This window comes from Sphingomonas pruni NBRC 15498 (genome assembly GCF_001598455.1).
GTDB lineage: Bacteria > Pseudomonadota > Alphaproteobacteria > Sphingomonadales > Sphingomonadaceae > Sphingomonas > Sphingomonas pruni.
In genome coordinates, this window is the sequence record NZ_BCYZ01000017.1 from 1 (window position 1) to 12,085 (window position 12,085).

Here is a 12,085-nt window from a genome sequence, read left to right on the forward strand (position 1 = left end):
GGCCGCCGCCCTGGCGCAGCGTGCGGATGCGGTCGCGCCGCCCGGTCAGGATCTTGTGCGGATAGCATTGATGCCCCACGTCCCAGATCAACCGGTCGTCGGGCGTGTCGAACACATAATGGATCGCGGTCGTCAGCTCGACCACGCCCAGCCCCGAGCCGAGATGTCCGCCGGTCGTCCCGACCGCGGAAATCGTCTCCGCACGCAACTCGTCCGCCAGCTGGCGCAATTGCTCCGGCGCAAGTCTGCGAAGATCGGCCGGCGTCGAAACGGTGTCGAGCAACGGGGTCTCGAAGGAAGTGGTCATTTGGTATCGGCTCCTGCGCCCAACTTAACCCAACAGCGCCGCGACACAATCGTGCGGCCAACGGCCATCTTTTCGGAAGTTCGCGAGATGGCGACGAGCTCCGGGCGACGTCAATGCGGCGCCTCGGCGGGTGCCGGCGCGGCGGGATCGGTCATCGGATCCTGCAATTCCGGAGCGCCCGATTCGGACGGGGCCCCAGCCGATGCGTCGGGATCGCTCAGGGGATCGTCGAATTCCGACGGGCTCTGCAATTCGACGCGGTGGTGTCGCAAAGCACTCACTTCGCCGGCGCGATGCTGAAGCCAGACCGACCGCAAGGTCGCGTAGGGGTCCACCGCTCCGCCGAACAAGGCGCGCAATTCCTGGTCCGATTCGGCGCGCCGGTCGAGGCCGTTGATCACCCCGCTCGGAAACTGAAAGCGCCAATCGTTGAACGGGTTGCCGACCGCGACCGGCAAGACGGCCCCACCCAACGGCCCGCCCAGGATGTCCCGCATAGTGGTGGGACCGACCAGCGGTAGAAAGATGTAGGGACCGGGACCAACGCCGTAATAGGCCAGCGTATCGCCAAAACTGTTATCGCGGTGCGGAAGTTTGAATTCCTTCGTCTTGGCGATATCGAAAAGGCCGCCGACACCCAGGGTCGAATTGAGCGTGAACCGCGCCAGCGTCTCCGCCGCCTTGCCGAACTTGAACTGGAGCAAATAGTTCAGGAATACGACCGGCTCGGTCAGGTTACTCAAAAAATTGCGAAATCCCGATCGCACCGGTTTCGGCACGACGTGTTGGTAGCCCATTGCGAGCGGCCGATAGACGGCCTTGTCGAGCGCCTGGTGAATCCCGAACATCGCCCGGTTGAACCCTTCCAGCGGGTCACCGCGATGGGGGTCGACCGCGGTCGCGCGAAACGGCGCGTCCCCAGCAGGTGCAGCACCGGCGGACTCGGGGTCGGATAGCGGATCGGCAAATTCGGGAAGCGCCGCCGAAGAGCTGGTCGGCGACGAGTCGACAATGGGCGGCGCCGGAGCAATGGGCGATACCGGCGCGACGATAGGCGCCGCCCCGGCCGCGGGTGCCGGCGCGACGACCGGTGGTGCCGGTGGCGGTGCCGTTTGCTCTTGAGCCGGGGTGGCGATCAGCGCCACCGCCGGAAGGAGAAGCGGGATCGTCAAAAATCACCCTTCGCCGCCAGCGCATCGAGATGAGTTACCAGCGCTTTGGCGCCACCCTTGGCCAGAACGGTCGCAAAATCGGACCGCCGCGTCGCGATCTGGCTGATCGAATTGCGGTAAAAAACATCAATTATCTTCCAGCTGCCGCCGCTTGCGCGCAGACGATAACTGATCGGGATGTCAGCCTTGCCCGGCGTAACCAGCGTGGTGCGGACCAACTTATCGCCGCCCCGCGCGTCGATCTGCGGCGCAATCACGAAGCGCTCGCCCGACCAGCTGTCGAAATTGGTCGCATATTGCGAGATGGTCATGCGCCGGAAGGCAGCGACCAGAGCCTGTTGATCGGCTGGCGGAGTCGTCGTCCAGGCCGGTCCGACCGCGAGTCGCGTCATCAGCGGCAGGTCGAACGCCCGGTCGATCACCGGGCCGATCGCCGCCGCACGGCTCCTAACCGTTCCCTTTGCCTTCATGATCGTAATCAGACCATCGTCGAGCGCCTGCACGGTGGTGCGCGCGGGATCGGTCTGGGCGATGGCGGGAACGGGAATTGCAAGCGCGAGCAACAAAGCGGAGGAGACAGTGATACGCATCGAAACACTCCTGATCGGCCGCCGGGCAATACCCCGCCGAGTGTGAGGGCGTCCACCCTTGTCGCGCGCGAACATCTTGCCGCGTTGCAATAATGCGTCTTTTGCAACTGGATGCGAACGACTATCTGTGCGCTCAGGGGCCTGGCGAAAGCGGGTCGCGGCATTTCGAAAGACGGAATTGCATGCAGGATAAGATGACCGGTCCTTCCTCGCCTTCGATCAATGTCCTGCTGGCGAATCCGCGCGGTTTCTGCGCGGGCGTGGTCCGCGCGATCGAGATCGTCGAGCGCGCGCTCGACCTATATGGCGCGCCCGTCTATGTCCGGCATGAGATCGTTCACAACCGCCACGTCGTCGAGCGGCTGCGCAACAAGGGTGCGGTGTTCGTGGACGAGCTCGACGAGATCCCCGAAGACGCGCCGACCATCTTCAGCGCGCATGGCGTACCGCGGTCGGTCCAGGAAGCGGCCGTCGCCCGCGGACTGCCGGTGCTCGACGCGACCTGCCCGCTGGTCACCAAGGTCCATGTCCAGGGACGTCGCTATGCCAAAGCGGGGCGGACGCTCGTGCTGATCGGCCATGCCGGCCATGCCGAGGTGATCGGCACGATGGGTCAGATCGATGCCCCGATCCATCTCGTCTCGACGATAGACGACGTTGCCGCCCTGCCGCTCGCGGACGATACGCCGATCGCCTATATCACTCAGACCACCCTCAGCGTCGACGATACGCGCGGCGTGATCGCGGCGCTTAACCAGCGCTTCGACGACGTCCAGGGCCCCGACGTCGCGGATATCTGCTACGCCACACAGAACCGTCAGACCGCGGTCCGCGACCTCGCCAGGCAAAGCGATCTGCTGATCGTCGTCGGCGCGCGAAACAGCTCGAATTCAAGCCGATTGCGCGAAATCGGCGATGAAATGGGCGTGCCGAGCTATCTGGTCGACGATGGCGGCGGCGTCGACGCCGCCTGGCTCGACGGTGTGGAGACGGTCGGAATCACCGCAGGCGCGTCGGCCCCTGACGAGTTGATTGAGAGTGTCATCGCAGCCATTGCTTTGGTACGTCCGGTGTCGGTGAAACCGCTGGACGGCGTCACCGAAGACGTGGAATTCACCCTCCCTACCCCCTTGCGCAACATCACTCGTGCTGCGGCCGAATAGGATTACCCGATGACCTTACCGCTTTCCCAGATCGCGCGGATCGGCGCCTATACGCTGACACAGCATATCAAGGGCGGGAAATACCCGCTGGTGCTGATGCTCGAGCCGCTGTTCCGCTGCAACCTGGCCTGTCCCGGCTGCGGCAAGATCGATTATCCCGATCCGATCCTCAATCAGCGCATGTCCTATGAACAATGCATGGAAGCGATCGACGAATGCGGCGCGCCGGCCGTTTCGATCGCCGGCGGCGAACCGCTGCTGCACAAGGATATGGCGCGGATCGTCAAGGGCTATATCGCCAAGAAGAAGCTGGTGATCCTGTGCACCAACGCCCTGCTGCTCAAGAAGAAGATCGACGAATACGAACCGTCGCCCTTCTTCACCTGGTCGATCCATCTAGACGGCGACAAGCAGATGCACGACCATGCCGTCGATCTCGACGGTACCTACGAAATCGCGATCGAGGCGATCAAGCTCGCCAAGAGCAGGGGCTTCCGCGTTCAGGTCAATTGCACGGTGTTCGACGGCGCCAATGCCGAGCGGCTGGCGGCATTTTTCGATGAGATGGAATCGCTTGGCGTCGAGATCACGATCTCGCCAGGCTATGCCTATGAGCGCGCCGCCGATCAGGAGCATTTCCTCAATCGCGAGCGGACCAAGAAGTTCTTCCGCGACGTATTCGCCCGCGGCAATGGCGGCAAGGACTGGACCTTCACCAACTCGCCGCTGTTCCTCGATTTCCTCGCCGGCAACCAGACCTATGAATGCACGCCATGGTCGATGCCGCTGCGAACCATCTTCGGCTGGCAGAAGCCCTGCTATCTGCTCGGCGAAGGCTATGTCGCCACCTTCAAGGAGCTGATGGAAGGCACCGACTGGGAGAAATACGGCGTCGGCAAATACGAGAAATGCTCGAACTGCATGACGCATTGCGGGTTCGAGGGGACGGCCGCGACCGACGCGATCCGCCACCCGCTCAAGATGTTCAAGGTCGGCCGCAACGGCGTGAAGACCGATGGCCCGATGGCGCCCGATGTCGACCTCTCGACCGCCCGGCCTGCCGAGGATGTCTATTCCTCGCACGTCGAACTGGAGCTGGCGAAGATCAAGGCGGCCGATCCCGAAGGCTTCAAACGGGTTCAGCGCGCGGCCTGATCCCGCCCCCTTTGCCGGCCCTAGCGGGCCGGCAGCCCGAACCGGTCTATCCCGGCGCCAATAATCGCATCGAATGCCTGCGTCAGGCTTCGAAACGCCTGATCGGCCTGGCGGCCGGTGCGGATCAGCGCCGGCAATTGCCGCGGATTTCGCGCGAGCGAGGCGAGAACCGGACCCAGCGCCATCCCGCCGTCCGGACGCATCCCGACCAGGGCTGCGGGCGGCAAGTCGTCGTCGGCACCATCCGATATCACCCGTAGCGCGGCGAACGGCAGCCCTTTGCGCACCGCGACGCGCGCAGCAACGTGGCTCTCCATATCGACCGCGATTGCGCCGGTCCGCTCGTGCAGGATGCGCTTTTCGGTCGCGGTCGCCGCGATCGCGTCGTTCCCAACAATCCCGCCGCGATGAGCGTGCGGCAGCGCCTTCTCCAGCCGTTCAACCACGATCACATTGCCGTCGATCACGACATCGCCGGGTTGCAGCGAGGGGGCGAGCGCACCGGCGATGCCGCATGACAGGACGAGGCCGGGAAACGTCTCCGCTCTGGCGTCGAGGCTACGGTCGAGCGCCTCCGCATTGCCGCCGCCGATGACGACGGAGAGGTCTCGGCCGGGTCGATCGAAAATCCGCGCCTCGCGCTTGAGCCCACACGCTATGATCAAAGTCACATGCCGACCGTGACGCGCTTGGTGTTCGAGCGCTTGAGATTGCGGTAGCGCGCCATCGCCCAAAGCGGGAAATATTTAGGGTAACCGTGATAGCGGAGGTAGAAGACCCGCGGGAATCCACCGCCGGTATAATATTCCTGCCCCCACAAGCCGTCGGCATCCTGGTTGGCGGCCAGCCAATCGATGCCGCGCGCTACCGCTTCGCTGTCGACCTCACCGGCTGCCATCAATCCCAGCAACGCCCAGGCGGTCTGCGATGCGGTAGACGGCGCAGAAACATGGCCGGTGCGGTCGAGGTCGTAACTATTGCAGTCCTCGCCCCAGCCGCCATCCGGGTTCTGGATCGTCCTGAGCCACGCGGCGGCGCGCGCGACCATCGGATCGCCCTGACCGAATCCCGCCGCATTCAGCGCGCAGAGCACGGACCAGGTACCGTAGATATAATTGACTCCCCAGCGGCCGAACCAGCTGCCCTCGGGTTCCTGCTCGCGGCGGAGATAGTCGATCGCCGCCGCCATGCGCGGGCTGTCAGGCCGTTCGCCCAGTTGCGCCAGCATCGACACGCAACGCGCGGAAACATCGGCGGTTGGCGGGTCGAGCAATGCTCCATGGTCGGCGAACGGCAGATTGTTGAGATAGTCATAGGCATTGTCGGCGTCGAACGCGCCCCAACCGCCATTCCTGGACTGCAACCCGACGGTCCATTCGACCCCACGGTCGATCGGCATGCGATCGGCCGTCCCGGCGCGGTCCATCGCCATCACGACCACAGCGGTATCGTCGAGATCGGGATAATGCGCGTTATTGTACTGGAAGGCCCAGCCGCCGGGCCGGACGCCGGGCCGTTCCTCCGCCCAATCCCCCGCCACATCGAGCACCTGACGCGGCTTGAGCCAATCGAGCGCGGCATCGGCGCTGGCAATATTGGCTTCACCCCCCGCCTCCAGCATCGCATGCGCCGCGAGCGCAGTGTCCCACACCGGCGACACGCAGGGCTGGCAATAAGCCTCGTCTTCCTTGATCACGAGAAGGTTCTCGACCGACTGCCGGGCGATGGCGCGCACCGGATGGTCTTCCGCATAGCCCAACAGGTCGAACATCATCACGCTGTTCGCCATCGCGGGATAGATCGCGCCGAGTCCGTCCTCACCGTTTAGCCGCTCGACCACCCAGGCCTCGCAGGCCCGGATCGCGCGTTGCCTCAGCTTGGTCGGCCACAGACCGTCACCGGCCTTGAGCAACCGGTCGAGCGTGTTGAAGCCCTTGGTCCACAGCCATTTCGGATCGGCGGCCTTGGTCCCGGCGCGCACTGCCTCGCCCGTATAGAGTTCGTCGACCTTGGTGCCCTTGGCGTTGCGCGCGACGGGTTTGAGGGCGCCCAGCACGAGCAGCGGCACCACCACGGTGCGCGCCCAATAGCTCATCTTCGACAGGTGGATCGGGAACCAGCGCGGCAGCAGGATCAGCTCTGGCGGCATGGTCGGAACGGTCGACCAGGGCCCGGCGTCGAACAAGGCGAGCTGAATGCGGGTAAACACATTCACCGCCGCCGCGCCGCCCGCCGCCAGGATCGCCGTCCGCGCGCGCACCATATGCGGTGCTTGGAGGTCGTCGCCGATCATCTTGAGCGCATAATAGGCTTTCACGCTGGCGCTGACATCGAAGCCACCGGCATGGAACAGTCCCCAGCCGTCATGCGTCGGCGACTGGATGCGACGGAGATAGCGACCGATCTTCGCTTCCAACGCTATGTCGACCGGTTCGCCGAGATAATGGCGCAGCAGCACATATTCGGCCGGGATGGTGCAGTCCGCTTCCAGCTCGAACACCCAATGGCCGTCGGGGCGCTGCGCCGCGGTCAAGGCGGCCGCGGCGCGATCGACCGCCTGATCGATCGCGGCAAGCGGATCGGCTGACTGAAGCTTGGTGGCCATGCCGATCCGTTAGCGCGTCCGGGCACCAATCGCCAAGCGCGCGGCGGTCTCGCCCGAGCGGAGCGCGCCTTCGATCGTCGCGGGCAGGCCAGTACGCGTCCAATCACCTGCCAGGAACAGGTTACGCCAGCGCGTCGCGGCCGGAGGGCGCTTCGCGTCCTGCTCGGGCGTTGCTGCGAAAGTGGCGCGCTTTTCCTTGACGATCTGCCACGCCGGCATCGGCACGGTGAAGCGATAGGCACTTTGGATATCCGCCCAGAAGCGCCGCGCCAATTCCTCGCGGTCGAGATCGACGATGGCATCGGCGGCACTGACCGTCACGGAGATCCGGTCGGGAAAAGCAAACAGCCATTCGGCTGTGCCGCCAAGTACGCCAAGCATCTGCGCCGCGCCTTCGGGCGGCGCGATCGCGAAGTGGCCGTTGACGATCGAATGGAATGCGTCGGGCGCCGAAATCTCCGGTAAGAGCGTGGTCGCGACCCAGGGCGGCACGGCAAGGATCACTGCTTCGTCATCGGCCACAGGTTCGGGGCCGGCGCCCCAGTCGAGCGCGGTCGCGCGATCGCCGAGCGTTTCGATCGCGCGGAGCCGCCTGCCGGGCGTGAATGGCGTGTCGCGCGCGGCAAGCCAAGCCAAAGCCGGGTCGATGAACGCCGCGCCAAGGCTGGGTTCGGCGATGCGCGGCAGTGTCGCCTTGCCACCGCGCAACAGCGATTCGCGCAGCACCGCCGCGGTCAGCCGGGCCGACCCGGTTTCGGGCGGCGTGTTGAGCACGGCGAGCAGCACCGGCGCCATCAGCTTGCTCCAAACCGGGCCTGTCGCGTCGATCCGGTCGCCCACTGCGTCAGCCGCGCCGCCGGTCAGCAATCCGGCGAGCCTGGCATAGTCCAACGTGCGCGTTCCCGGCACGCGGCGGCGCTTCGACAATACCCACCAGGGCAGCACGCCGTCGTTCATCCGAATCATCCAGCGATCGCCGCCGGCGAGGTCGGCGAACGCGAAGTCGGCATGGTCGGGACCGGCAAGAGGCATCGTTGCCCCGATCGTCGCGCGGAACGCCGCGACGGACCTGTTCCCCGCCAGCACCAGATGGTTGCCATTATCGATCGTGAGCCCGAGCTGCGGGTCATGATAGGAGCGGCATCGCCCGCCAGCCTGGGCCGCGGAATCCCCGATGCGCACGGTCAATCCCGCCTCGACCAGCCGCACCGCCGTCGACAGCCCGGCGAGGCCAGCGCCCGCTATAGTCGCCCGCGCAAAGGTCAACGCGTCACCAGCAGCCGTGCCACCGTCCACAGCAACGCCGGCTTGCTCACCCTGACGCGCCGGCGCGGCGGCGCCCAGCCAACGACCTCCATGCGCTTGAGCAGCTTCGAATAGACCGCTTCCATCAATCGTGGCGCGATCAGATGGCCGTTCGGCCCGGCAGCGAGAATTGTATCGGCGGCCCGATAATGGTCGTGCGCGCGCGTCACCAGCGGACGCACCGCCTGGTCGATGCGCGGATCGGCGACCACCTCGGCCGGCGTGGTCAACGCAATCCCGGCGGCCCTCAAGGCCTCGGCCGGGAGATAGACGCGACCGATCTCGGCATCCTCATCGATATCGCGCAGGATATTGGTGAGCTGAAGCGCGCGGCCAAGATGGTGCGCAAGCTCGATGCCGGGCTCGCGAGGCATGCCGAACACGCGCACCGACAGGCGGCCGACTGCCGACGCCACCCGATCGCAATAGAGGTCAAGCTCCGCCATCGCCGGCCAACGAATGTCGCCGGCCACGTCCATCGCCATGCCGTCGATCACCGCATCGAAATCGGCGCGGTCGAGATCGAAACGGCGCACCGCCTCCGCCACCAATATGGCCTGCCCCGGGTCACCGCCGGCATAAAGCGAGTCGAGGTCCCGGCGCCAACCGTCGAGCGCGGCCGCGCGTCCTTCCCGCTCCCCGTGTTGATCGTCGGCGATATCGTCGACCGCCCGGCAGAAGCCGTAGATCGCATACATCGCCTCGCGTTCCGCCTTTGGCAGCACCCGCATGCCGGCATAGAACGAGCTGCCCGTGACCTGGGTCGCCGGCGCGCTGGCGGCGATGTCCGTCATGCCGCGCGCCTGAAGAGGATGGGAAGTGCTGCGCCAAGCGCCAGCCAACCGGCCTCAATCCTGCCGTGATGGACGCGCTCGCTCAGCGGGTCGCGCGTTTCCAACCGGTCGCACAGGCTCAGCGCCAGCCGGTGGATCGCCGCCACTTCCGCCGCCAGCCGCCGGTCGCGGATCTGCTCGGCGAAACCGGCCGACGAGTCGAGCAGCTGCCGCGTCCGCCCGACCAGATCGGTCAGGATCGCCCGCAATGCGGGCGTGGAGCGCTCTCCGCCAAGATCCTCGACACGCAGGCCGGTATCGAGCGGGATATAAACGCGGTCGAGCTCTCGATAATCCTCGGCGCAGTCCTGGAGGTGATTGATGATCTGCAGGGCCGCGCACAAAGCATCGTTGGCCGGCCAAGTTTCGCGGCTTTCCCCGTGAACATCGAGGACATAGCGCCCGACCGGCATCGCCGAGAGCCGACAATAGCCGATCAGCTCTTTCCAGTCGCGATAGCGGGTGACCGTCACGTCGCGGACGAACGCGTCGAGCAAGTCATGTGCATGAACCGGATCGATCCGGCGTGCGGCCATCACTGCGGCCAGCGCCATCGCCTCCGGCGCCCCCTTTCCGTCGAGGCCGGCCCGCATCTGCGCGAGCAATTCGAGCTTGGTCTCGGGCGAAGCCTGCGCATTGTCGGAAATGTCGTCCGCGGCACGAGCGAAGCGATAATAGGCCATGACCGGCGCGCGATGCTCGGGGCGGAGCAGGAAGCTCGCCACCGGGAAATTCTCGTCGGTGTGACCCTTGCCCGAAGCAAGGTCGGTTACTTCTGTCATCGCCCCGCCGCTGCCTGCGCCCGACCTTTCCACATGCCGCCACGACCGCGCATGTGCTGCCAGGCCGATAGCAAGGTGCATGCGGCGTAGAAAGCCGCGATCAACGGCAATGCCACGCCCCAGAGCGGCGAGCGGCGATAGAAAGCCAGCATCGGCTGAAACGCGATCGCCATCAGCGCCCAGGCGGCAATCCCCGCGAACCGCGCCGCGCCGTGGCCGAAAAGCGCGAGCAACGGCGGCGCGGCATATACGAGTGCCAATCCCAGCAGCGTGCCGGCAAGCAGCAATGGCGAATAGCGCAACTGAGCATAAGCCGAGCGCGAGATCATCGCCGCCACCACGCCGAATCCGTCATACGGCCGGATGCTCCGCGACCGGTCGGTCAGGCCGAGCCAGATGCGCCCCTGCCGCTTGAGCAAGGCTCCAAGCGCGCAATCGTCGATCAATGCACCACGAATCGCGGCGATGCCGCCCGCAGCCGCCAGCGCTTCGCGCCGCACCAGCATGCACCCGCCGGCCGCGCCACCGAGGCCTGTGGGTCGATTCACCAGGGCAAAGGGATAGAGCATCTGGAAGAAGAAGACGAAGGCGGGGATCAGCATCCGCTCGGCGAAACTGTCGGCCCGGAGCTTGGCCATCAGGCTGACCAACGCGAGTCCGCTCGCCTCCCCCCGCGCGACGAGCGTGCGCAACGTATCCGGCGCATGTTCGATATCGGCATCGGTGAGCCACAGCCAGGTTGGTGCGCTCCCGGCGCGCTCGATACCTTGCGAGACCGCCCATAATTTTCCGGTCCAGCCGGGCGCGAGCGGCAGGCCACGGACGACCTCAATCCGCTCGACCCCCAGCCCGCGCGCGATGTCGGCGGTACCGTCGCTCGACGAATCGTCCATCAGGATGATGCGGAAACGCCCGGGATAATCCTGTGCGGCAAGGCTGCCGATCGAACGCGCGATTACATCGGCCTCATCGCGGGCCGGCACCACTGCCACCACGTCGGGCCAGTGCTTGGGGTCGGCGGGCACATCGCGCGTATCGCGTTCGCGCGCCAACCAGAAGCCATGCCGGGCAAAGATCAGCACAAGCCAGATCGCCAGCGACAGTCCGGCGACGACCGTCCCGATCACCGCACCATTCCCGCATCGCGAAACCAGGCGATTGCATCGGCCAGCGCTTCGCGATGAGGCCGCGCGCGATAGCCGAGTTCGGCCTCCGCTTTGGCCGAGGTGAAGAACATGCGGTGCTTCGCCATCCGAAGCGAGTCGACGTTGAGGAACGGATCACCCCCGGTAACCCGCGCAACCTGCTCGTTCACCCAGGCAAACGGGAAGAGCGGCGCTCGTGGGATACGGATCATTGGCGGCTTGCGACCGACGATCGCGGCGATTTCGGCGAGCATGTCGCCCAGCATCACGTCCTGTCCGCCCAGGATGTAGCGCGTGCCGATCCTCCCCTTGTCGTACGCGAGCAAATGGCCGGCGGCGACGTCGTCGACATGGACGAGATTGAGTCCCGAATCGACAAAAGCCGGCATCCTGCCGTTCGCCGCTTCGACGATGATACGCCCCGTCGGCGTGGGCCTGACGTCGCGCGGGCCGATCGGCGTGGACGGCTGGACGATCACTGCGGGCAGGCCGCGTTCGGCGACCATCGCCTCGACCAGCCGCTCGGCCACAACCTTGCTCCGCTTATAGGCCCCTACCACCTGGTCCGGTGCCGCCGCGCGGCCTTCGTCGGCGGGCTCGCCGTCGCGCGGCTTCAACGTGGCGACGCTCGACGTATAGACGATACGCTCGACCCGGGCGGCGAGCGCAGCTTCCATCACGATCCGCGTTGTCGTCGCGTTGTTGCGGACGATCTCCTCGGGATCGGGTGCCCAGAGGCGATAATCGGCGGCAACGTGGAAGAGGTAACGCATCCCGCTCATCGCCCGCGTGACTGCCTCGGGATCGCGCAGATCGCCCTCGACGAGGTCGCCCGGAAAATCGGTGAGATTAGCGCGCGGGCTCGATTGGCGGACGAGGCCGCGCACCCGCGCGCCGCGCTCCGCCAGCGCGCGCGCCACGGCCGAGCCGACAAAACCGGAAACGCCGGTCACGAGGACAAGTGAAGATGATGCGTCGGAAGGACCCACGCGCGCGCTCTACACAGGACCCGCGTCGCAGGATAGAGA

Annotated in this window: 12 protein-coding genes; 2 read left to right on the forward strand and 10 right to left on the reverse strand. The window is 65.8% G+C overall.

All coding sequences use genetic code 11. From position 1 onward, the window contains the following. The 3 genes from SPR01S_RS07065 to SPR01S_RS07075 form a co-directional block, all read right to left on the reverse strand. Positions 1-307 (reverse strand): 1-deoxy-D-xylulose-5-phosphate synthase N-terminal domain-containing protein (locus tag SPR01S_RS07065; protein ID WP_281178771.1); only part of this gene is annotated, 307 nt, incomplete at its 3' end. Between the two features lie 110 nt (positions 308-417). Next, a complete protein-coding gene (locus SPR01S_RS07070) occupies positions 418-1,479 on the reverse strand; it encodes an MlaA family lipoprotein (protein ID WP_157082028.1) in 1,062 nt (353 codons plus the stop codon). After that, positions 1,476-2,069 (reverse strand): ABC transporter substrate-binding protein, encoded by a 594-nt coding sequence (locus SPR01S_RS07075; protein ID WP_066587097.1) that lies wholly within the window; start codon positions 2,067-2,069, stop codon positions 1,476-1,478. Before SPR01S_RS07075 ends, SPR01S_RS07070 begins: the two co-directional genes overlap by 4 nt. 194 nt (positions 2,070-2,263) lie before the next feature. Here SPR01S_RS07075 and ispH point away from each other — a divergent pair, with 194 nt between their 5' ends. After that, a complete protein-coding gene (gene ispH, locus SPR01S_RS07080) occupies positions 2,264-3,232 on the forward strand; it encodes a 4-hydroxy-3-methylbut-2-enyl diphosphate reductase (RefSeq protein WP_157082030.1) in 969 nt (322 codons plus the stop codon). A gap of 9 nt (positions 3,233-3,241) precedes the next feature. Next, entirely contained in the window at positions 3,242-4,387 is a 1,146-nt protein-coding gene (gene hpnH, locus SPR01S_RS07085; protein ID WP_066587101.1) for an adenosyl-hopene transferase HpnH, read from the forward strand. 20 nt (positions 4,388-4,407) lie between these two features. Here the strand turns inward: hpnH and SPR01S_RS07090 are convergent, their stop codons facing one another. From SPR01S_RS07090 to hpnA, 7 genes are read right to left on the reverse strand one after another with little or no spacing between them, the layout of a single operon-like run. Next, positions 4,408-5,058, reverse strand: coding sequence for a phosphorylase family protein (locus SPR01S_RS07090; protein WP_066587103.1), 651 nt, complete (start codon positions 5,056-5,058; stop codon positions 4,408-4,410). Next, positions 5,055-6,992, reverse strand: a complete 1,938-nt coding sequence (gene shc, locus SPR01S_RS07095; protein WP_066587104.1) for a squalene--hopene cyclase — start codon at positions 6,990-6,992, stop codon at positions 5,055-5,057. The genes SPR01S_RS07090 and shc overlap by 4 nt, the downstream gene beginning before the upstream one ends. A gap of 9 nt (positions 6,993-7,001) precedes the next feature. Next, on the reverse strand, positions 7,002-8,258 hold the full coding sequence (gene hpnE / locus SPR01S_RS07100) for a hydroxysqualene dehydroxylase HpnE (RefSeq protein WP_066587107.1): 1,257 nt from the start codon (positions 8,256-8,258) through the stop codon (positions 7,002-7,004). Continuing rightward, on the reverse strand, positions 8,255-9,091 hold the full coding sequence (gene hpnD, locus SPR01S_RS07105; RefSeq protein ID WP_066587111.1) for a presqualene diphosphate synthase HpnD: 837 nt from the start codon (positions 9,089-9,091) through the stop codon (positions 8,255-8,257). Before hpnD ends, hpnE begins: the two co-directional genes overlap by 4 nt. Further along, positions 9,088-9,912: a squalene synthase HpnC gene (hpnC, locus tag SPR01S_RS07110; protein ID WP_066587276.1), complete on the reverse strand. Its 825-nt coding sequence runs from the start codon at positions 9,910-9,912 to the stop codon at positions 9,088-9,090. Before hpnC ends, hpnD begins: the two co-directional genes overlap by 4 nt. Next, complete coding sequence (locus tag SPR01S_RS07115) at positions 9,909-11,039, reverse strand: glycosyltransferase (RefSeq protein ID WP_066587113.1); 1,131 nt, start codon at positions 11,037-11,039, stop codon at positions 9,909-9,911. Before SPR01S_RS07115 ends, hpnC begins: the two co-directional genes overlap by 4 nt. Then, positions 11,036-12,046 carry a hopanoid-associated sugar epimerase gene (gene hpnA, locus SPR01S_RS07120; protein ID WP_245661905.1) on the reverse strand — a complete coding sequence of 337 codons (1,011 nt, stop codon included), beginning with the start codon at positions 12,044-12,046 and terminating at the stop codon, positions 11,036-11,038. Before hpnA ends, SPR01S_RS07115 begins: the two co-directional genes overlap by 4 nt. Positions 12,047-12,085 lie beyond the last annotated feature (39 nt).